The sequence below is a fragment of the Sulfurospirillum diekertiae genome (assembly GCF_002309535.1).
Taxonomy (GTDB): domain Bacteria; phylum Campylobacterota; class Campylobacteria; order Campylobacterales; family Sulfurospirillaceae; genus Sulfurospirillum; species Sulfurospirillum diekertiae.
In genome coordinates this window covers 2,672,417-2,693,823 of record NZ_CP023275.1, presented here as the reverse complement: position 1 = coordinate 2,693,823, position 21,407 = coordinate 2,672,417, and the positions used below count along the sequence as shown (strand labels likewise).

Sequence of the window (21,407 nt, the reverse complement as noted above, 5' to 3'; positions counted from 1 at the left end):
TGTGAGTAATAAGGGGAAAGTTACTAAAGAAGAGTCTTTAGAATATCATATTGGTGGGAAAATTGAAATTAGTGTTAAAACGCGTTGTGATACTGCTAGAGATCTTTCAATGGCGTACACTCCAGGCGTTGCACATCCTTGTTTAGAGATTGAAAAAGATAATGAATTAGCGTACAAATATACCAACAAAGGTAATCTTGTAGCCGTCATTAGTGATGGAACAGCCGTTCTAGGTCTTGGTGATATTGGTGCCGTTGCAGGTAAACCCGTTATGGAAGGCAAGTCTGTCCTTTTCAAAAAATTTGCGGATGTTGATGCGTTTGATATTGAATTAGATGAACATGACATTGATAAAATCGTTGCGATTTGTAAAGCGCTTTCTCCAACATTTGGTGGTATCAATCTTGAAGATATTAAAGCACCCGGTTGTTTTGAAATAGAGCGAAAGCTTCAAGAATGTGTTGATATTCCTGTCATGCACGATGATCAACATGGAACAGCAATGATTACGTCTGCTGGACTTATCAATGCCCTTGAAATCAGCGGCAAAAAAATTGAAGAGATGAAAATTGTCGTCTCTGGTGCAGGTGCTGCAGGAATTGCATGTGCAAAAATGTACAAACTCTTGGGTGCTAAGAAAATTGTGATGCTTGATAGTAAGGGTGTTATCCATGCTGGTAGAACAGACCTTAACACATACAAAGCAGAGTTTGCATTGGAAACAAGTGATAGAACCATAGAAGATGCAATGCGAGGGGCTGATATGTTTTTAGGTCTTTCAAAACCGGGTGTTGTCAGCCAAGAGATGGTTAAATCCATGAATCCATACCCAATTATTTTCGCCCTTGCAAACCCAACGCCTGAAATCTTACCTGAAGAAGTTCATGCAGTAAGAGATGACGTTATGATGGGAACAGGTCGAAGTGACTACCCGAACCAAGTCAATAATGTTTTAGGTTTTCCTTTCATCTTTAGAGGCGCGCTTGATGTGAGAGCAACCAAAATTACAGAAGGCATGAAAATGGCTGCAGCCGTTGCGATGGCAAAATTAGCCAAAGAAGACGTGCCTGATTATGTCAAAGCAGCTTATAACGGGGAAGATCTTAAATTTGGTATCAATTACATCATCCCAAAACCATTTGATCGAAGAGTTTTTGTGTGGATTTCTGCTGCAGTTGCCGAAGCTGCGATCAAAGATGGCGTTGCGCGTGTGAAAGATTTTGATATGAAAGCCTATCGTGCAAAACTTCAAGCCATTATTGATGCGGAGCAAAAATAAGTGAAAAACGTTCATGTCATCAAACATCCTCTGATCGAGCATAAGCTTTCGATTTTGAGAGATGAAAAAACAGAGCCATTTCAGTTTCGACTTTTAGTCGATGAAATATCTCATTTGATGTTATTTGAAGCAACCCGTGATTTACCTCTTCGTGACATTAAAGTCCAAACACCTGTTGCGTTGGCTAATACTAAAAAATTAGATGCAAAAATCATGATCTGTCCGATTCTTCGGGCAGCTCTTGGCATGTTGGATGGTATTTTTAAATTAATCCCTGATGCCAGTGTTGGATTTTTAGGATTTCAGCGCAATGAAAAAACACTTGAAGCAGAGTTTTACTATGCGAAGCTACCACCTGATCATAAAGAGCGTATTGCGATTATTATCGATCCGATGTTTGCTACAGGTGGAACGGCGATTGATGCCGTGAACTTTTTAAAGTCTAAAGGGGTGAAAGATATACGCTTTTTAGCGTTGGTTTCGGCACCTGAGGGACTTAAACGTTTTTGTGAGATACATCCTGATGTACCTGTTTTTACAACGTGTATTGATGATGGCTTGAATGAAAATGGCTACATTATTCCAGGTCTTGGTGATGCAGGAGATAGAGTTTTTAATACGGTAAACAGCTAATCAAAACTCTTTTCTGACGTTTACATGTAAAACGGGCGAAGCCCGTTTTACTATACTGCCCCTTGATCAATCATCGAGTCAGCCACTTTTCGAAATCCTGCAATATTCGCACCCAACATCAAGTTCCCTTCATCACCAAACTCTTTGGATGTTTTATAGGAAAGCTCAAAAATATTTTTCATAATACCTCTGAGTTTACTGTCGACTTCAGCAAAACTCCATTTTTGCATACTGGCATTTTGGCTCATCTCTAACTGACTGGTAGCAACACCACCCGCATTGGCAGCCTTTGCAGGGCCGTAAAACATTTTGTGTGCCAACATAAAGTCAATTGCTTGCGGGGTGCTTGGCATATTCGCCCCTTCATTAACCAACCGACAGCCGTTTTTATAAAGAATTTGAATGTCATTTAGACCCAGTTCATTTTGTGTCGCACTCGGAAATGCTGCAAAACACGGGATACTCCAAACAGCATTCGTTCCTTCGGGATATTGACTGACAGGAATATAGGTCGCTTCTGCGTGAACATTAAGGTATTCGCTTAAATCTTTACGCGCAATCTCTTTAATGGCTTTAAGTGCATTAAAATCAATACCATTTTTATCGTAGATCATTCCATGAGAGTCACTGCATGTAACGGGTATTGCCCCCATGTCATAGAGCTTTTGAATCGTATAAAGTGCCACATTGCCCGCTCCTGATACGGTGCATATTTTACCTTTAAGCGAGTCACCCGCTTTGTTGAGGATATTTTCGGCAAAATAGACCGAACCATACCCTGTTGCTTCCGTGCGCGCGAGAGATCCTCCCCAATTGAGTCCTTTGCCTGTTAAGGCTCCTTCAAAACGACCCGTCAGGCGTTTGTATTCGCCAAACAGATAGCCAATCTCACGTCCACCGACACCAATGTCGCCCGCAGGGATATCTTTCGTCTCGCCGATGTGTTTGGAGAGTTCCACCATAAACGATTGGCAAAAGCGCATAATTTCACCTTCACTTTTGCCTTTGGGATTAAAATTACTGCCCCCTTTTGCTCCACCAATAGCCAGCCCCGTCAGAGAGTTTTTAAAGGTCTGCTCAAAGCCTAAAAACTTGATGATACCAAGATTGACACTGGGATGAAAACGAAGGCCGCCTTTATAAGGTCCAATGGCAGAGTTAAACTGGACGCGGTAACCAATATTGGTTTGGATTTTGCCTTGATCATCGATCCAGACAACACGAAAGAGGATTTGACGCTCAGGAATGACGATACGCTCTAGTATATTGTACTGATCGTATTTGGACTCTGCCTGTAAAAGCGGTTCAAGAGAGGTTAAAACCTCTTCAACCGCTTGGTAAAACTCCGTTTGACCGGGGGTACTCTCAATCGTTGATTGAAGAACTTTATCGATATAACGTTTCACGGACATCGGGCAACTCCTTTGAGGATTTTACGACGAAGGCTTGTTGAGGCGTTTGGCTTTTTTGAGAAACATAAACAGGGCTTTTTGCTCTTTCTTCCCAATGGAATAACTGATAAGTTTAAGGTACTCTTTAATGTCATGGGCTGCAATACCACGCTCTTTGGCATAGGTCTTTAAAATATAGTTAGGAATTTTAATCGGGCATTGAACAAACTTTGCAGAGAGTTTTTTGTAAAAACTTTGACGCACATTCACACACAATCGTGCAAATACAAAAGGGAGATGATACGTGTCATGCCAAACTTGAGCAAGGTCAATATACGCATCGGGCTCTTGTAGGTAGAGTTTGAGTGCACGATCTCCGATGAAAACTTCACCTTCTAACCCAAGGACGCGGGTTAACATATTGGATGTAGCAGAGGCGGGGTCTCTTTTAGCAACGCCCTTTTTTAAAATAACACTTTTAACATTTTTTTGCGCCACGATGCCAATAGGCAAAGGGGTGATCGATTTGCGTTTACTTTCAATACTGGAAATAAATGCGGCATCCACAACACGTTTTCTAAATTTACGATTGATACTGGACGGAACAGATTTCTGATGCTCACATGAACGTTTAAACGCGTTGGGTAGTGAGGCTCGTTTTAAAAAAACATGAAATGGAAGAAGATTGATATAGTCTATCTTTCCAAAAACCATACAGACTCCTTATATCTAGGTTTTGTATTATAACTTGTCTTGCTTAACAAGATGGTTACTAAGAAGACTTATACCCAAATGTAGGTACAATAAAAGGAAAAAAAGAGGATAGTGCATTATGCTCGAATCGCTATTTACTGCCGAAGCACTTATGGCGTTATTGACATTAACGGCTTTGGAAATTGTTCTTGGAATTGATAATATTATTTTTATTGCTATTCTCGTAGGACGCTTGCCAGCCCATCAAAGAGATAAAGGTCGGATCTTTGGACTGGGTCTTGCGATGATCACGCGGATCATGCTCCTTCTCTCACTCTTTTGGATTATGAAATTAACAACGCCCCTTTTTACTCTTTTTTCTTATCCTATTTCAGGACGCGATCTCATCTTAATTGTGGGAGGTCTATTTCTCCTTGCCAAGTCAACAACAGAGATTCACCAAGACATTGAAGAGGTAGGTGAAGAAGAAAAAGAGCTTAAAAAAGGTTCACGTGGCTTTTTTAATACACTCATTCAGATTGCTGTTTTGGACATCGTTTTCTCTCTGGATTCTGTCATTACTGCTGTGGGTATGGCAAACAATATTATCATTATGATTTTGGCCGTTGTCCTTGCGGTAGGAGTGATGATGTTTGCAAGTAAGGCTATTTCTGATTTTATTGATGCCAATCCTACGATTAAAATCTTAGCACTTTCGTTTTTGATTTTAGTTGGTGTGACGCTTATCGCTGAAGGGTTTGGACTTCATATCTCAAAAGCCTATGTTTATTTCGCGATGGCATTTTCTCTTGCTGTTGAGTCGATTAATATTTACAGTCGTAAGAAAAAAGCTAAAAAATCAGTAGCTAAAAAAGAGGCGTAATATGTTTTCTCTCCTTCGTTCTTCCAATGCCTTTGCCATTGATCTTGGCACTAATAATACATTGGTATATCAACCCAGCCGTGGAATTATTTTAGATGAGCCTACCTCTATTTCATTCGATACAAAACGAAGTTCTTTTTTTGATAGTGGTGCTTCTTCAAGGCGAATGTGGGGTAAAAATCCTCAACATATCGAAGTGATGCATCCCCTTTCCAAAGGGGCAATCGCCAATCTAACCGTTGCAAAAGCTTATATTAAAGAGGTCATTGCGCGCATTGCACAGAGCCGATTTTTCAAGCCAACGATTCTTGTGAGTGTTCCAAGCGATCTCAATTCGATGGAGCGGGGTGCTGTGGTAGAAGCGTGTAAAGATGGAGGTGCTCGTGAAGTGATGCTCATCAAAGACCCTTTCTCTGCCGCGCTTGGTTCCATGCAAGCGATAGAATTACCTAAAGGCGTTTTAGTACTGGATATTGGCGCTGGGGTGAGCGATATTTCACTTCTTTCGTGTAATGGAATTGTGATGTCAAAGTCTCTCCGTGTTGCTGGCAATGACCTTGATGAGGCAATTATTGAGTATTTTAAAGCGAGCAAGCGTATTCTCATCTCGCATAATGATGCAGAACATTTAAAAAAAGAGCTTGGAAATCTTGTCAATCGTGAAGAAGTAACGATGCAGATCAATGTCAAAAATCTCGTCTCTCGTCTTCCCGAGCGCTTTGTGGCAAGTTCTCACGATGTACATCAGGCGATTATGCCTTTGGTCGATAAAATGGTTTCTCTGACACACCGCATGCTTTCAGAACTTCCTCCAGCCTTTGCACAAGATATTTATGATCAAGGTATTTTACTCACAGGTGGTTCTTCGATGCTACAAGGGCTCGATTGTTACCTGTCTGCAAAATTAGAAATAGCGGTCAATGTTGTGGATAATCCTTTGCAAAATATTATTCTAGGGGCGGGGCGTGCCATGGAAGATGCCCGTTATAGCTCCCTTTTAGGCGCGTAAGAGCAATAGATTTTGTGCTCTTATCTTACCTTTAGGAGTTAACATATCAATATATCTTGATATAAAGATAATTTTATGCTACCATTTCATCATTGTTACATGTAAAGGCTAGATCATGAAAAAAGTACTGATTTTATGTACGGGCAACAGTTGTCGAAGTATTATCGCTGAAGCGCTCGTAAACGCACATTTAAAAGGCATTGAGGCGTATAGTGCGGGCGTGCGTGCAAGCGGATATGTCAATGCCTATGCGAAAAAAGTCTTAGAAGAAGAGGGCATTTGGAAAGAGAACTACCACTCCAAAACACTCGATGAGGTTTTACATGTAGACTTCGATTTGGTAGTCACGGTATGCGATCATGCCAAAGAGAGCTGTCCCATGTTTCCTCGTCCTATTCCTAAAAAAATTCATGTTGGCTTTTCCGATCCCGATGGGAAAGATTATGGGGCGTTTATTCTTACATGTAAAGCAATTAAAGCAGAGCTTTTGCCTATTATTGAAAAAGAGCTAAGCGATGTTTAATGTATGGGAAAAGATGGTAGATTATCTGGTCTATGGGGTATTCGGACTGGATGCTTCGACACAAAAAGCAGAAGTGGTTCATTTTTTCATCTTTGATACAGTGAAAATTTACATTCTTTTAGTGCTGATTATTTTTGCAGTGAGTTTTTTGAGAACGTATTTTAATACCGACAAAGTACGCGTCTATTTGCAAGGTAAAAGTGAGTTCACAGGCAATATTTTAGCAGCACTTTTTGGCATTATTACGCCGTTTTGTAGTTGTTCGGCGATTCCTCTGTTTTTAGGATTTATGCAAGCGCGCATTCCTCTTGGGATTACCTTTAGTTTTTTGATCTCAAGTCCCATGAACAATGAAATTGCTATTGCGCTTTTATTTGGGCTTTTTGGCTGGAAAATCACGGCACTGTACATTGGTTTTGGACTGTTGGTTGCCATTCTAGGCGGCTTTATTGTCGGCAAACTAGGGATGGAAAAATACGTCTTAATTCCTGTGGTACCCATGAGTGGTGATTTGAAAGAGGTTGAGATTACACTGACGGTGAAAAAAAGAGTGAAAGAGTCATGGGGCTACACGCTGGATATTTTACAGAAAATCTATCTGTATGTGATGATTGGTGTGGGCATTGGGGCATTTATTCATGGATATGTTCCAACGGAATTGATCGTCAAATATGCAGGAAGCAATGCGTGGTACAGTGTCCCTTTTGCTGTACTGCTGGGCGTTCCGATGTATTCCAATGCCGCAGGCGTGATGCCGCTCATCGAAGTGTTAACCAGTAAAGGAATGTTACTTGGGACGGCGCTGAGCTTTATGATGGCGATCACCGCACTCAGTCTGCCTGAAGCGATGATTTTAAAGCGCATTTTACATGTAAAGCTGATTGCCCTCTTTTTTGGCATTGTGGCTCTTGGAATTATGGGTGTTGGGTATCTGTTTAACGCACTGTTATGATGTTTTTTTGTCGTCTATTTTGTGTTATAATCGCGTATTCAAGGAGAGACTATGCGATTAAAAACTAAAGTGGTTGTGATTATAGCTGGATTGCTTTTGGGTGTATCCATTACAGGCTCTGTGATCAATTATATGAAAAATGTTCATGATACACAAGAGCAACTGCAAAATACTTCCTTGCCGCTTTCGGTTGACAATATCTACACTGAGATTCAACAGCGCATGATTGAGCCATTACTGGTCTCTTCATTGATGTCGCATGATACTTTTTTACGAGACTGGCTGATGAGCGGTGAAAAAGATATAGATGGCATTGTTCGCTATCTCACGGAAATCCAACAGAAATACGATATTTTTACCACATTTTTAGTCTCCGATAAAACTAAAAACTATTACCATCCTAGAGGTCTCATTGATGTTATCAATAAAGACAACAGTGCCGATGCATGGTATTTTCGCTTTAAAGATCAACCAGAGCCTTATGAAATCAATCTGGATCATAATGCAAATTTAAGTGACACCTTAATCATGTTTATCAATTACAAAGTGATGAACTATAAAAATGAGATGATTGGCGTAACGGGTGTGGGTGTGCGCCTTCTCAACATTGAAAAGATGCTCAACTCCTTTAAAACCAAATATAAATATGACGTCTACTTTGTCGATCAAAAAGGAGAGATAACGCTTTTCTCTCAAGCCCTCAATAAACGTGGCAATATTGCCAATATTGATGGGTTAAAAAGTATCAAAGAGGCTATTTATAAGGGGGAACAGACACAGTTTGAGTATAAAAATAAAGAGGGTGAATACCTTTTAAATACCAAGTACATTGGAAAACTCAAACTGCAACTTTTTGTCGAAATTAATAAAAAAGAGTATCTTAAGGAGCTTAAGAAAACATTTTATGCGAATTTAGCGATTTCGCTTTTGGTAACCTTGTTGGTAACGCTCATTATTATTTATACGATCAATATTTATCAAAAACAGCTTGTTAAAATGGCAAGTGAAGATTCACTGACGGGGCTTGCCAATCGAAGAAAATTTAATGAACATTTTGAAAAATTCTATAAACTTTACAAAAAAGGTATCAATTCACTCACACTTGTTTTGATTGATATTGATAATTTTAAAGAAGTCAATGACTCCTTTGGACATCTTGTGGGCGATGAAGCTTTAGTGAGGGTTGCTGAAATTTTACGCGTGGAGCTTCGCTCTTCTGATATGATAGCGCGTTGGGGTGGTGAAGAGTTTGCACTTCTTTTCGTGGATGTGAGTCCTGAAAAGAGTGTTGAAATTGCACAGAAAATTTGCCAAGCTATTCGAGAGGACAAAGCGCTGAGTAGTCTTTTACAAAGACCTCTTACGGTGAGTATTGGGGTAGGGCATCTTAGCAGCTTGGAGAGCCAAGATGGGTTGGTCTACAAAGTGGACAACGCACTTTATGAAGCTAAAAAAGCAGGCAAAGATCAAGTCATTGTTGCGTAAGGAAAAAAATATGCAAAAAGTAGTGATAGCTGTTTTATTGATGATGGGTTTGCTTCATGCAGATGAGCTTAAAAAGGTGAGTTTTGAAGAGTATCTTCTGCATTTTGACTATAAAGAGCGTGAAAATATGAAGATCAAAACACCGGATATGTTGGTTCTGATTGAAGAGGGGAAAGCAATTTTAGTGGATGTCCGTTTTCGTGAAGAGTTTGAAGTGTGGCATATGAATTTTGCGAAAAATATTCCGCTCAATGAACTACCCAAACGGTTAAATGAGCTTCCCAAAGACAAACTGATTATCACCGCATGTCCGCATAATGATAGGTCTAATCTTGCGCGCCTTTTTTTGGTGCAAAATGGCTATAACGCGAAGTATCTCAATGATGGGCTTTTGAAAGTGGCTGATTTTTTGCGTGGGGATAATGCAAAAGAGTTTTTAGAGGAGTATCAAGCGTCTAAGGAGAAACAATGAAGATTGAAATTTTAGGAACAGGTTGTTCTAAATGTCAAGCATTGACATTACATGTAAAAGAGGCGGTGGCTCAAAAAGGGCTATTTGCACAAATAGAAAAGGTAGAAGATCTCATGCAAATTATGCATTATGGAGTGACTTCTACACCTGCTTTGGTTATTGATGGTAAAGTTGTCAGTAGTGGAAAATTGTTAAGTGTCGATGAAATTGTGGCACTTTTAGGGTAAGGAAATATGATGAATGAATCGGTTGAACAAAAAGCATTAGAGCATTTTTCAAATGGCTATGTGTGTAGTGAAGCAGTTTTAAAAACCATCGCAGAAAAACACGGCATTGATTCACCATTGATTCCTGCTATCGCATCAGGATTTGGAAGTGGTTTGTCTCGCAGCGACGGTGGGCTTTGTGGAGCATATAGTGGTGGTGTTATGGCTCTTTCACTCCTGCAAGGACGTACAAATGCCAGTGATCCAAAAGATCCGCTTTATCACAATGTACAACTGTTTAAAGAGCATTTTGAAAAAGCCTTTGGAAGCTGTGAATGTGCCAAACTTTTGGGCTTTTCACTCAGTTCTCCTGATGCCGGAGAGAAATTTAAAGAGGGAAATTGCAAAACCTGTAAGTGCGATCTTTATGTGGTTTACGCTGTTACGGAAGTAGAACATATGCTTACATGTAAAGAGAAAGAGCCATTGTAAAACGGCTCTTAGTTCTTTTACGCTTCGATCCAACCGCCGCCGATGACGAGGTCATCTTGGTAAACAACGAGTGCTTGCCCACTAGCAAGTCCAAAAACACCCTCTTCAAGGTTAGCGATGATCTTGCCATTTTCAATTTTCACATGCGCTTTGGTTTTGGGACTTCGGTAGCGTACTTTTACACCGTACTCACCTTCTTTAAACTCTTTATCCAACGAGAAATTTTCGGCAACCACTTGGGTTTGGAGTAGGTCTTCTTTGGTCCCTGCAATAACCGTGTTGGTCTTGGCATCAATGTTCACCACAAAATGCGGATCATGCGCGCCATTAATAGTAAGGCCTTTGCGTTTACCGATCGTGTAGTGCATGTAGCCTTTGTGCTCGCCAATAACATTGCCTTTGACATCTTTGATGGTGCCTTTTTGATCAACGTTAATATGTTTTTTCAACACTTCAATGTAAGTGTCCGTGACAAAGCAAATCTCTTGAGACTCTTTGTAGGTCTCTAAGGTTCCAAGCCATGGCAACTCTTTAAGCGCAATGGGTTTGATGTCGTTTTTGAGCATGCCGCCTAAGGGGAAAATGATCTTTTCGATCACCTCTTTTTTAAGCCCAAAAAGGAAATAACTTTGATCTTTTGACATATCGTAAGCTTCTTTGATATGCCCATTTTCAACGCGTGCGTAATGCCCAGTGGCAATTTTTTCGCATCCCATCTCCATCGCTTTTTCAAAGGCAAACCCAAATTTCATTTTCGGATTGCAAAAAGCACACGGATTGGGCGTTCGTCCTTGCTCGTAGGATCGGACAAAATAGTCATACACATGCTCTTTAAACAGCGCTTTGGCATCAATTACATGGGTCTGTATGCCCAAATGGTGGCTCACTTTTTCGATATTGGCGATGTTGATCGCATGTTTTTTCTCATCGTCATGGAGTTTGAGATAGATACCAATAACCTCATGGCCTTGGTTTTTGAGCAAATAAGCGGAGTAACTGGAGTCAATGCCGCCACTCATCAGGAGTGCAATTTTCATGGTTTCTCTTTTATTTCATTTCGACGTCTAAAGAGTAAAAGTCTTTACGTTTCGTGTTGACCCAAAAATGGGCGACTAAGGGACTGGGCTAAACTTTTAACGTTTCGTTACATGTAAAAGCACAAAGCAGGGGAAGTTAAACGTTTAGCGTTAAAAACATGGGGAATTTTAGAAGAGGCTGGAGCTGGTGAAGGGACTCGAACCCCCGACCTGTTGATTACGGATCAACTGCTCTACCAACTGAGCTACACCAGCGCGATGAAATTTTACCCCATGTTTACTTTTATTACTTTAAAACGACCGCTTTTGAGTGAATTTAATCTTTAGACTTCTTGCAAAACTCAATTTGCAAGAAAAAAAAGCACTAAAAGTGCGTGGGCTTTCTGCCGAAGAAAACCTAGTGTTAACGTAGCTTTTAGAGCTTTGCTTTAAAAGCGTGTTAGAGAGTTCTGCAAGAACTCTTTTATGTAATTCACTCAAACAGACTTATTGGGCTAATGCTTGCTCGATATCTGCAATCAAATCTTCTAAGTCTTCAATGCCCACAGAGAGGCGAATCATCCCCTCGGTAAGCCCATATTCCGCTTTTTTCTCTTCCGAATACTCCGCATAAATCGTATGATATGTCGCAATCGCTAAGGATTTATTGTCTTGAACGTTTGTGCCTCGTTTAATGATGTTGAGGCGATTTAGAAAGGCATAGGTGGCTTCTTTATCTTTAAAGCTAAAGCTCACAAGTCCACCACCACCGCTAAATTGCTTGGAAGCGTTGGCAAAGTACACAGAGTTTTCTAAAAACGGATATTCCACGCTGATAATCTCCGCTTTACCTTGCAAATATTTTGCTACAGCCAGAGCGTTTTGACAGCTTCTCTGCACCCTTAAATCCAGTGTTTCAAGCCCAAGGGAGAGCATATACGCACTCATCGGTGAAAGTGACGCACCTAGATTTCGGTAGGTCTCTTTGCGAAGACGCGCCATAAACGCATTGGGTCCAAATTTTTTGTAGTACGATGCCAAATTAGCGTGATGTTTCCAGTTAAACGTGCCATTATCGACAATCAAACCACCCAAAACATGCCCGCCGCCACTGATGTATTTGGTTGCGGAGATAATCTCAATGTCCACGCCGTGTTTTTTGGCATCGAAAATATTCCAAGGCGTTGCGGTTGTGTCCACAATGAAAGGCACATTGTGTTCTTTTAAAACGCTTTTTATTGTCCTAAAATCAGGTACGATGAGTTGCGGATTGCTCACACTTTCGCAAAAGAGAAAACGCGTTTTATCATCAATGTTCACTTGAATGGCTTCTAAATCGCTCAAATCCACATAACGCACTTCCACCCCAAAGTCACTGAAAAGGGTTTGAAACAAAGAGAGCGTGTTGCCAAAAAGGTACTTCGTCGTGATAAAATTGTCGCCACTTTTCAAAAGCGCAAAGAGCGCATTGGAGACCGCCGCCATTCCCGTTGCTGTTGCAACTACACCAAAAGCGCCACTGATCGCTTTGACTTTGAGTTCAAACTCTTCAATGGAAGGGTTTGACGAGCGTGTGTAGACGTGCCCCGCTTTTTGACCTTTAAAAACAGCCTCTAAATCTTCCGCTTTTTCAAACTCAAACGCGGAACTTTGGTAGATGGGGAAGCGCATTGCGCCATGTTGGTCTTTGTGTGCAGGTTTGGCATGCAATGCTTTGGTGGTAAATCCCATAAAATATCCTTCTTTTGAATGTAAATCAGCTATTGAAAAAACCCTACGTTTTGACACGCGCTCAAAGCAAAGCTTCGAACTCTTCGCTAACGCTGAGTTCGCTTCGGCAGAGACCGCGCACCGTTGTGCTTTTTTTAGACAGCTGATTAGCCTTTACATGTAAATAATTTTGCCGCTATTTTCAGCGGGTACAATGTTCTCTTTAGCGACACACTCACCGATGATTAAGACCGCTGGTGTGGCACATAATGCGCTCATTTTATCCAATTTTCCCACAGTTCCTACTATGGTGATTTGATCTGGCAGGTCAATCTTCGAGACAAACGCCGCAGGAAGGTTGGGGTCAATGCCTTGTTTTGCAATGGCATCTTCGATTTTTTTCGCAAAACTGTGCGCCATCAAAACGATCACTGTGTGCAAGGGTTGTTTTAAAATACTCACCCAATCGTCGTTAAACAGCGTTTCTCGCAGGTGCGCCGAGACGATAGTGACACCTTTGGAGATGTCACGAATCGTGGGCACAATGCCAGAGACCGTACATGAACGAAGAGCTGAAGTGATGCCGTTGATTACTTCAAACGCGATGCCATGCTGAGCTAAAACCTGCTTCTCTTCGCCCAAGCGACCAAACAGAAGCGGATCGCCCCCTTTGAGTCGTCCAACAACCAATCCTTGTGTGGCGTACTCGACTAAAAGCGCGTTGATTTCATCTTGACTTTTGGAGTGAAACCCCTTCTTTTTACTGACATCGACGACTTTACATGTAAGCGGAATGAGGGAACGAATCTCTTGCGAAACGAGTGCATCCACAAGCGCCACATCGAGCAGTTCAAACGCATTGAGCGCGTCTAATGTAAGGTTGCCCACATAGCCCGTTCCACAACCGATCAAAAAGACTTTTCCCGCACCAGCTTTGGCAATGTTTCGAAGGTTTTCAAGATCACGTTCGGGCTTTTTGCGCTCGTTTTTGAGGCGTTCAATCAGTGATGTGAAATCGCGTGGTAAAATCCGCTCAATTTTGTCACGAATCACTTGCGCGAGTGTGGGTGAACTCCCACCACTGCTGACTGAAACGTGAATGTCCCCACGACGCGTGAGCGCGCTAAAGTAAAAATCGCACAGTTCGGGGACATCGACGACATTGAGCCAAAAGTGAAGTTGAGGTTTCAACGCCACGAGGCGGTTGGTTACCACTTCATTGCCCGTAGCATCGATAATCACCTCAAAGCCTTCAGCATCCGTATCCTCAAACGGTTTACATGTAAAGGTTTTGGACGCAAAATAGTCATCCAAAACCTCAGTTGCTACAATTTCATAGGCAAAATCAAGGCTATCGAGCACGCGCGCTTTCTGGGCAGCGACTTTGCCTGCACCAATGAGAAGCGTTTTTTTTGGCGTTAGCGCGATACCTAAGGTGCTCATTTTTTCACGATCCTTACGCGCCAGCCGTTGCCTTCTTTGGTGGTGGCTTCCACTTTGTGTCCCTCTCCTGCGACGGATTTTGGAACATTGTCTATCGGTGCTCCATCATCGAGTAAAATCTCTAAGACTTCGCCGCTTCCGATTTTGGCAAGTTCCATTTTTGTTTTCACAAAATTCATCGGACATGCCACGCCGCTGAGGTCTTTAAAATGGGCTGATTTTTCTTCTTGAGGTGCATTTGCAACCGCTGCCAACTCTTTCTCTTTGGCAAATTTAAGTGTATTGTCCATTGTCTCGTAAAGCTTGATAACTTCTTCTGCCAACTCGATCGATTTCTCATCCGCATCACCCTCTAACATCGTGCCAAAGTAGGCATTGAGCAGTGTCGTATCGACAAAAAGTGTTTTAAAGGCTTTGAGTACGCCTGCTTTATCCCTAGCATCTTCTCCACGTGTGACGAGTAGCATACGAGCGGCCAAAAGACGAATCAGCTCATAGTCTTTTTCCTCTTTTTCCAACGCCTCTTTGAGGGCTTTTTTATCGGCTTCAATAAGGTCATACATACCTGCACTACACTCACCCGTGCCTCTTCCTTTTAGGGAGAAGAGTTCCACGGCGTTGTAGTCAAAGTAAGGGTTTTTATCATCTTTAAATGAAGGAATTTCCACGTATTTTTTAGAAATCTCTTCCACGATTTTAAGTCCGCCATCATCAATCCAGTCGGCGAAGCTCTCGTATTTTTTTACATGTAAAAGCCATGTATCCAACACTTCTTCGACAAAAGCAGGCAAATGAAATGCCGCAACATCACCCGCTTTTTGCGCAAATACGGTGCCTTCTCCTGATGTGCGTGTTCCTGCAACCACGTTGTACGCAGGGTACGAATAGCCTTCATTGCGTTGTACTTTGCCAAAAAATCCAAGATCGCCGATAAGGTGTTTGCCACAGCTGTTTGGGCAGCCTGAGAGGTGGATTTTAAAGCCTTGCAATGCGTCGTAATCGCGCTCGTCAAAGAGTTTTTCAAGGCGTTTTTGAATCGCATCCACAGCACCTCTGGGACGTGCAATGCCCAGCTGACACGTCGCCGCACCCGTACATGCGACCATATCACCAAAAAAGGTTGGTTTGGAAACATCTTTGGAAAAGTTGATCAAGATGTCGTGCAAACTTGCCATTTGAGGCGCTGTTAGGTTGCGAATATAGAGGTTTTGATCGCCTGTAAAACGAAGCACGTCTTCACCAAAGGGAAGCAAGGCATTCGCAAGAGCGCGCGCATTGGTAAAGTGAATGTCGCCTAAATGAATTGGCACTTTACAGCCATAAAGCCCCTCTTGTTTTTGGGCGTAAACGTAACGGTTCCACCATTTTGAAATGTTTTCAGGCACACTAAAAGGCTCATGCGTTGTATCGCCGCCCGTACGCTCGATTTCAGTGGTGGGCATTTCCCAGTCACCTTTGGCTTTAATAGCCTCGATTTCAACGTTAACGAGTCGTCTAAACTCATCCATGCCCAACTCTTCGATCAAGAAGCGAAGGCGTGCTGCATGTTTGTTTTTGCGGTTACCGTTTTGGTCAAACACCTGTTTGATGGCTTGGGCGTACAAAAAGACTTCAGAGTCAGGCACAAAATCAAGAAATTTACTGCCCACGCGAGATTTCGCGCCCATGCCGCCTGCGACAAAGAGTTTAAAGCCTTTGACACCGTTTTCGATCTTTGCAATAAAGCCCACATCGTGAATCGTCGCATACCCACGATCCGCCTCAGAACCACTAAACGTGATTTTGAATTTGCGTGGCAATGCAAACGAATCTTTTTGTTCCAACATTTTGGTCGTGAGCGCAAGCGCATAAGGAGAAACATCAAAAATCTCATCTTTCGCCGTACCTGCAAGTGGATCAGCCATAATGTTACGAACGGTGTTACCGCCACCACCTCGACCACTAAGGTCAATGCTGTGCAAAGTGGTGATGATGTCGATGATGTCTTCAATCTTGACATAGTGAAGCTGTGCGCCACCACGTGTGGTGATGTGAATCGCCTCGTGCGCGTACTTTTCAGCCAAGTCTGCAAGCGTTAAAAGCTGTTTGGGGGTTAAGATACCGCCTGCGAGTTTAATGCGCACCATGAAAGTATTGGCTTCACGTTGCTCGTACACACCAAAAGGTACGCGCATCGTTTTAAAGGTGAGGTCATCGAGTGTGCCTGCTAAAAATTCGGCATGGTTTTTTTTAAAAACTTCGAGGTCATCATAGACCATTTGGGGATAATATAGTGGCTCATAATCGTAACTCCTTATCGTTACATGTAAATAAAGTAAAGCAGTTCAAAGTAAAACGCGGAGAAATAACCTGAAAGAGACACTTTGAGCCGATGGGATAAATAAGCGGAGCGTTTCGGGGCTCCCATCGTGTCTCAACTGTGTCGATAGAGGGTTGTTTCGTAAGCTGTTTTACATTTTTCAACGCGCTTTACGGACTTTAAATAATGTTAATTTCTTCTTTTTCAACCGTTTTGTTTTTAATGATAAATGACTTCATATCTGGTGTTTCACCTGCTAATGAAACGATAATATAGCTAACATTGGGGTCATACGCCAAGCGAATGTCTTCTTCACTGGGACGTGCGGGTGTTTCTGGGTGTGAATGATACACGGAAATCAGCCTGAGCCCTTCTTTTTGCGTCTTTTTAAACGCATCAAACTGCTCTTGCGGGTCGAAACTGAAGTGTTCATTGCTCGCATCCGTATTTTTCATAGGGATGGCGTATTTTACTTCGCCCTCTATTCCTGCAAGATAACCACACGCCTCAATCGGATTGTCTCTAAGCGCGTGTGCAACGATCTCATCGTGCACACTTTGCGGGATTTTGATCATAGTTTTGCCTCACAGACTACCGCTTCGTAGTCGCGTATCTCTTTAATGCCTTCGCCACCACAGACGCGACACTTAGGGTTTTTCTTGAAATTGACATTTCTAAAGTTCATCGTTTTCGCATCAAACGTTAAAAGGCGGTTGTAAAGAGGCTCGCCGACACCCACGATGTATTTGAGTGCTTCCGCGGCTTGAATCGTTCCAAGCATGCCTGCCACTGCGCCTAATATGCCCGCACTAGAGCAAGTTGGAATCGCGTTCGCAGGTGGAGGGCTGTCAAACACACACGCGTAACACGCACTCTCATTGGGTTTAATGGTCATCGTTTGTCCACCAAAACGCAAAATGCCACCGTGTGAATAAGGGACATTGGCCAACACGCACGCATCGTTGATGAGAAATTTCGCCGAAAAATTGTCGGTTCCATCGATCACAAAGTCGTAGCCTTTGACGATGTCCAAGATGTTAGACGCATCTAAGAACTTCTGATAAACGGTCACTTTAACATTGGGGTTAATCGCTTCCATCTTCGCTTTAGCCGAGAGCACTTTAGGTGTACCAATGTCGGCTGTGGCGTGAATCACTTGACGTTGAAGGTTGGAAAGATCGACCACATCGCCATCAACGATGCCGATCTCACCCACGCCTGCTGCGGCTAAGTAAAGCGCTACGGGTGAACCAAGTCCGCCCGCACCGATGACTAAAACTTTAGAATTGGCAATCTTCTCTTGACCTTCGATCCCTACATCTTGAAGGATGATGTGGCGTGAGTAACGCTCTAATTCCTCATCGCTAAACTCTTTCACGCGCCACCTCCCATAAAGTATAAAAAGTTAATGGCATCACCCTCTTTGAGTGTGGTTGTGGGGTATTCGTCTTTGGTTAAAAATTCGTCATTGAGTTGGACGGAGACCATATCAGGTTGTTCAACATTTTCAATGATTAATAACTCTGAAAGAACGATTCCGTCCTTAATCTCTTTTGAATCGCCGTTAATGGTAAGTTTCATTTTCTTCCTTTTTGTTTCATTATTATAGTTTAAAATTAACCGATATTATCCGTCGGAAATTGATGCGGGAAATGTTTACGAAGGAGTGCAAAAAGTTCCTCTTCAAAATCCGCATTGGTACTTGCTTTGTCGACCAAAAGATCGCTTACATGTAACGCTTTGGTACGACGTGTGGTGTACTGCTCCAATACTTCGGTGATAATCCCGCCGCCTGCGATGTCGTACTCATCAACAATGACAAAACGACCGAGCTTTTGGTTCTCGGCAAAAAGTTCCATTGCCAAAAGATCATGGACTCTAAAGATGACACATGCTGCTTCGTGGCGACCTACACTTGGCTCATTGGCATGATCGAGCGTATCGCCATCGATCACACGTTTGATCTCTTCAAGATAGATGGTGCTTTGTGCCGAACCGATCTTGATCTTGTAGGGTTTATCCAACTCCAACGGTTTTGTGCCCAACCAGAAAAGGTTCGCTTCAAAGCGGTTACTCACCTTTGGTGCACTTTGATCAGCACGGGCTACCACTTCGCCATTGCGCACATAAATTTGTGTTTGAAGCGTAAAGCCAATCGCTTCGCTCTCTTTCACACTGTTTTTAACAGGCGTGTTAAAGCTCTCGATGCTCGCTACACGTGAGCGTTTCAAAGAGGGGTAAAAGATGACTTCATCGTTTACATGTAATTCCCCACTGGTTACGGTTCCTGCATAAATGCGTCTGTCATCGTTATCGCGTGTAAACTTGTACACATCTTGCAATGGCATTCTAAAGTCATCATTCTCTTTTTCTTCCACGCTTTTGAAACTATCTAAAATTTCTAAAACCGTTGGTCCTTTATACCAAGGCGTAGAGGCGGAATGCTCTATGAGATTGACCCCTTCACGTGCACTGATCGGGATAAAAATGTCGCTTTTAATTCCAAGCGTTGCCAAGTATTCGCTGTATTCGACTTTGAGTTTGGTAAAGGCGATTTCACTAAAGTTTACCAAGTCCATTTTGTTGACCACAATCGCCACTTGTTTGATGCCCAAAAGCGAGAGCAACATACCGTGACGTTTGGAGTTTTCCGCTACTCCTTCTTTGGCGTCGATGAGAAGCAATGCCGCCTCAGCGCGAGACGCTCCGCTGATCATGTTTTTCAAAAATTCGATGTGACCAGGAGCATCGATGATGATGTACTCACGTTTCTTACTCTGAAAAAAGACGCGTGCACTGTCTATCGTAATGCCTTGTTTTTGCTCATCTGCCAGTGCGTCAAGCAAGAAGGCATACTCAAACGGACGCGCATTGTTTTCACACATTTTTTTCACACTCTCTAGTTTTCCCTGTGGCAATGAGTCGGTGTCGGCAAGCAGACGCCCAATGAGTGTGCTCTTACCGTGATCGACGTGTCCTGTGATGACAATATTAAGTCTTTGCATTACATATATCCTTCTTTTCTGAGTGCTTCAAGTGTGCCGCCGCCGTCTTTATCTTGGGCGCGACCTGAGCGTTCCGCGATATCTTTAAACTTCCCGCTTGTGAGCTCTTCGATAATCTCTTTTGGGTTAGATGCCACAGAATCCACAGGAGCGGTGCAGGGAAAACAACCTAAAGAGCGGTAACGTTTGCCATTGCCTTGATCAAAATAGAGTGAGATAATAGGAATGTTTTCCCTCTCAATATACTCCCAAATGTTCAGCTCCGTCCACTCTAAGAGTGGGTGAATGCGCACATGAGTTCCTGGCGCAAAGTCCGTTTTGTACTGATTCCAAAGCTCTGGTGGTTGCGTGCTTGCGTCCCATTCGCTTTTTTCATCTCTGGCTGAGAAAACGCGCTCTTTAGAACGACTTCCCTCTTCATCGGCTCTTACGCCCACGATAACGCCCGTATAAGGTGCTCCGTTTAACTCATCTTCCCATACTTTTTTGTAAGGATTCCATTTGCGGCGTGCCCATGTTCCATCAAGTGTGTATTTGAGTGCGTCGCTTTTGAGCTTTTTACAGCAACTCAAACGATCGAGTCCATTCACGAAAGTTTCGCCTTTAGCAAGCGCTTCTTTGTTTTGCCCGACGACTAAGTTTAAGTCCCATTGAATCGCGATTTCATCACGGTATTTGATCATCTCAGGGATTTTAAATGCTGTATCAATGTGTACCAACGGGTAAGGCACATGTCCAAAAAATGCTTTTCGAGTAAGCCACAAGAGTACGGTGCTGTCTTTGCCGATGCTCCAAAGCATGGCAAGATTTGGGAAGCTTCTGTAAGCTTCTCGTAAAATGTAAATACTCTGAGCTTCGAGTCTGTCTAAATGATCCATAAATTCAGTCCTTTTGATGTAAATGCAATCCGCACTCTTTATGTTCGGGATTTTCCCACCACCATCTGCCTGCACGTATATCTTCGCCCTCTTTGATGGCTCTGGTACACGGCTGACAACCGATACTTTTAAAGCCTTTAGCATATAAGCCATTTTGAGGTATAGCAAATTCAGCCATATAACGATCAACCTCTTCATCGCTAAAGTAAGTGAGAGGATTGAACTTTAAGAGTTCAAATTTACCATCAAATTCGACGAGCTTTGTATCACTTCGCGTGATGGATTGGGCGATGCGAATACCGCTGATCCAGCCATCATACCCTTTAAGCGCCTGTGCCAAAGGAATAAGTTTACGTACATGACAACACTCTTTGCGCAAATTTATGTCATCGTAAATGCCATACTCTCCCACTTTGGTTTCGAGTGTTTTGATCGCTTCATCACTCGCATTAAAGCTCTTGATTGCTACACCAAAAAAAGCTTCAATCTCTTTTTGATACGCGAGTGATTCAGGAAAAAGTTTATGCGTTTCAAGCGTAAAAAGATCAAAATCAATCCCTGCTCTTTTCGCTAAAGAGATGGCTACCGCATCTTCATTTTGATGGCTAAATGCCAATGTGACTTTAAGTGCTTTGGCTCCGACAAGTTCTTTCAGTGAATTAATCGCTTCTGCGACTTTTACCTCATAGTTTTGGCTCATATCTGATACTCAAGTTGATTTTTTTCTCGACCAAAATCGATTTTGTTCCATGCGCGCTCATGAAAGTAATAGAGCAACGTTTTAGTGATAAGCTCAAATCCACCGATAGACACAGCAGCAAGTGGACTTCCTGTGACGATAAAACTGATCAACATGGTATCAACCGTTCCGAGTGATCTCCATGAAATTGCTTTGACGATACTACGTTTTTTATCCTCTACCATGTTGCCTCCTTTTTAATTTTTAGAATCATAGCATTTTACTAGAGTATTGTCAAGTATGTTTATTAGAATAGTAATGTATAAAATTTGGAACTGATTTTTTGAGGAAAGATTGGT

23 protein-coding genes and 1 tRNA gene are annotated in these 21,407 nt (G+C 42.4%); 10 read left to right on the top strand and 14 right to left on the bottom strand.

Annotated features, from left to right (window positions below; all coding sequences use genetic code 11):
• Nucleotide 1 precedes the first annotated feature (1 nt).
• Nucleotides 2-1,279, top strand: a complete 1,278-nt coding sequence (locus SJPD1_RS13810; protein WP_096047662.1) for a malic enzyme-like NAD(P)-binding protein — start codon at nt 2-4, stop codon at nt 1,277-1,279.
• On the top strand, nt 1,280-1,912 hold the full coding sequence (upp, locus tag SJPD1_RS13805; RefSeq protein ID WP_088437525.1) for a uracil phosphoribosyltransferase: 633 nt from the start codon (nt 1,280-1,282) through the stop codon (nt 1,910-1,912).
• 50 nt (nt 1,913-1,962) lie between these two features.
• Here upp and gdhA read toward each other — a convergent pair whose 3' ends face one another.
• Entirely contained in the window at nt 1,963-3,324 is a 1,362-nt protein-coding gene (gdhA, locus tag SJPD1_RS13800) for an NADP-specific glutamate dehydrogenase (protein WP_096047661.1), read from the bottom strand.
• Nucleotides 3,325-3,345: 21 nt separating this feature from the next.
• Nucleotides 3,346-4,017 carry an MqnA/MqnD/SBP family protein gene (locus SJPD1_RS13795; protein WP_096047660.1) on the bottom strand — a complete coding sequence of 224 codons (672 nt, stop codon included), beginning with the start codon at nt 4,015-4,017 and terminating at the stop codon, nt 3,346-3,348.
• 118 nt (nt 4,018-4,135) lie between these two features.
• On the opposite strand from SJPD1_RS13795, the gene SJPD1_RS13790 reads away from it, so the two are divergent.
• From SJPD1_RS13790 to SJPD1_RS13755, 8 genes are all read left to right on the top strand, one after another.
• Nucleotides 4,136-4,879, top strand: a complete 744-nt coding sequence (locus tag SJPD1_RS13790) for a TerC family protein (protein ID WP_096047659.1) — start codon at nt 4,136-4,138, stop codon at nt 4,877-4,879.
• 1 nt (nt 4,880) lies between these two features.
• Nucleotides 4,881-5,888, top strand: a complete 1,008-nt coding sequence (locus SJPD1_RS13785) for a rod shape-determining protein (protein WP_096047658.1) — start codon at nt 4,881-4,883, stop codon at nt 5,886-5,888.
• Nucleotides 5,889-6,003: 115 nt separating this feature from the next.
• Nucleotides 6,004-6,411 (top strand): arsenate reductase ArsC, encoded by a 408-nt coding sequence (locus SJPD1_RS13780; RefSeq protein WP_210394383.1) that lies wholly within the window; start codon nt 6,004-6,006, stop codon nt 6,409-6,411.
• A complete protein-coding gene (locus SJPD1_RS13775) occupies nt 6,404-7,363 on the top strand; it encodes a permease (RefSeq protein ID WP_096047656.1) in 960 nt (319 codons plus the stop codon). The genes SJPD1_RS13780 and SJPD1_RS13775 overlap by 8 nt, the downstream gene beginning before the upstream one ends.
• A 51-nt stretch (nt 7,364-7,414) precedes the next feature.
• Nucleotides 7,415-8,848 (top strand): sensor domain-containing diguanylate cyclase, encoded by a 1,434-nt coding sequence (locus SJPD1_RS13770; protein WP_096047655.1) that lies wholly within the window; start codon nt 7,415-7,417, stop codon nt 8,846-8,848.
• Between the two features lie 10 nt (nt 8,849-8,858).
• Complete coding sequence (locus SJPD1_RS13765) at nt 8,859-9,320, top strand: rhodanese-like domain-containing protein (RefSeq protein ID WP_096047654.1); 462 nt, start codon at nt 8,859-8,861, stop codon at nt 9,318-9,320.
• Nucleotides 9,317-9,547 carry a thioredoxin family protein gene (locus SJPD1_RS13760; RefSeq protein ID WP_096047653.1) on the top strand — a complete coding sequence of 77 codons (231 nt, stop codon included), beginning with the start codon at nt 9,317-9,319 and terminating at the stop codon, nt 9,545-9,547. The genes SJPD1_RS13765 and SJPD1_RS13760 overlap by 4 nt, the downstream gene beginning before the upstream one ends.
• Nucleotides 9,548-9,556: 9 nt before the next feature.
• The gene (locus SJPD1_RS13755) at nt 9,557-10,018 is read left to right on the top strand and encodes a C-GCAxxG-C-C family protein (RefSeq protein WP_168171371.1); all 462 of its coding nucleotides are present in this window, start codon (nt 9,557-9,559) and stop codon (nt 10,016-10,018) included.
• A gap of 17 nt (nt 10,019-10,035) precedes the next feature.
• Here the strand turns inward: SJPD1_RS13755 and mnmA are convergent, their stop codons facing one another.
• The 12 genes from mnmA to SJPD1_RS13695 form a co-directional block, all read right to left on the bottom strand.
• Nucleotides 10,036-11,055: a tRNA 2-thiouridine(34) synthase MnmA gene (gene mnmA / locus SJPD1_RS13750; protein ID WP_096047651.1), complete on the bottom strand. Its 1,020-nt coding sequence runs from the start codon at nt 11,053-11,055 to the stop codon at nt 10,036-10,038.
• 179 nt (nt 11,056-11,234) lie between these two features.
• Nucleotides 11,235-11,310, bottom strand: a tRNA-Thr gene (locus SJPD1_RS13745).
• Nucleotides 11,311-11,541: 231 nt separating this feature from the next.
• Nucleotides 11,542-12,765: an aminotransferase class V-fold PLP-dependent enzyme gene (locus SJPD1_RS13740; RefSeq protein ID WP_096047650.1), complete on the bottom strand. Its 1,224-nt coding sequence runs from the start codon at nt 12,763-12,765 to the stop codon at nt 11,542-11,544.
• Between the two features lie 153 nt (nt 12,766-12,918).
• Nucleotides 12,919-14,187 (bottom strand): uroporphyrinogen-III C-methyltransferase, encoded by a 1,269-nt coding sequence (cobA, locus tag SJPD1_RS13735; RefSeq protein WP_096047649.1) that lies wholly within the window; start codon nt 14,185-14,187, stop codon nt 12,919-12,921.
• Nucleotides 14,184-16,445 (bottom strand): sulfurtransferase TusA family protein, encoded by a 2,262-nt coding sequence (locus SJPD1_RS13730; protein WP_096047648.1) that lies wholly within the window; start codon nt 16,443-16,445, stop codon nt 14,184-14,186. The genes cobA and SJPD1_RS13730 overlap by 4 nt, the downstream gene beginning before the upstream one ends.
• 220 nt (nt 16,446-16,665) lie before the next feature.
• Nucleotides 16,666-17,061 (bottom strand): M67 family metallopeptidase, encoded by a 396-nt coding sequence (locus SJPD1_RS13725; RefSeq protein WP_096047647.1) that lies wholly within the window; start codon nt 17,059-17,061, stop codon nt 16,666-16,668.
• On the bottom strand, nt 17,058-17,864 hold the full coding sequence (locus tag SJPD1_RS13720) for a HesA/MoeB/ThiF family protein (protein ID WP_096047646.1): 807 nt from the start codon (nt 17,862-17,864) through the stop codon (nt 17,058-17,060). The genes SJPD1_RS13725 and SJPD1_RS13720 overlap by 4 nt, the downstream gene beginning before the upstream one ends.
• Nucleotides 17,861-18,067 carry a sulfur carrier protein ThiS gene (gene thiS, locus SJPD1_RS13715; protein WP_096047645.1) on the bottom strand — a complete coding sequence of 69 codons (207 nt, stop codon included), beginning with the start codon at nt 18,065-18,067 and terminating at the stop codon, nt 17,861-17,863. The genes SJPD1_RS13720 and thiS overlap by 4 nt, the downstream gene beginning before the upstream one ends.
• A gap of 35 nt (nt 18,068-18,102) precedes the next feature.
• On the bottom strand, nt 18,103-19,491 hold the full coding sequence (locus SJPD1_RS13710) for a sulfate adenylyltransferase subunit 1 (protein ID WP_096047644.1): 1,389 nt from the start codon (nt 19,489-19,491) through the stop codon (nt 18,103-18,105).
• On the bottom strand, nt 19,491-20,369 hold the full coding sequence (gene cysD, locus SJPD1_RS13705) for a sulfate adenylyltransferase subunit CysD (protein WP_096047643.1): 879 nt from the start codon (nt 20,367-20,369) through the stop codon (nt 19,491-19,493). The genes SJPD1_RS13710 and cysD overlap by 1 nt, the downstream gene beginning before the upstream one ends.
• 4 nt (nt 20,370-20,373) lie before the next feature.
• Nucleotides 20,374-21,069, bottom strand: coding sequence for a phosphoadenylyl-sulfate reductase (locus tag SJPD1_RS13700; RefSeq protein WP_096047642.1), 696 nt, complete (start codon nt 21,067-21,069; stop codon nt 20,374-20,376).
• A complete protein-coding gene (locus tag SJPD1_RS13695; RefSeq protein ID WP_096047641.1) occupies nt 21,066-21,293 on the bottom strand; it encodes a DUF2061 domain-containing protein in 228 nt (75 codons plus the stop codon). Before SJPD1_RS13695 ends, SJPD1_RS13700 begins: the two co-directional genes overlap by 4 nt.
• Nucleotides 21,294-21,407 lie beyond the last annotated feature (114 nt).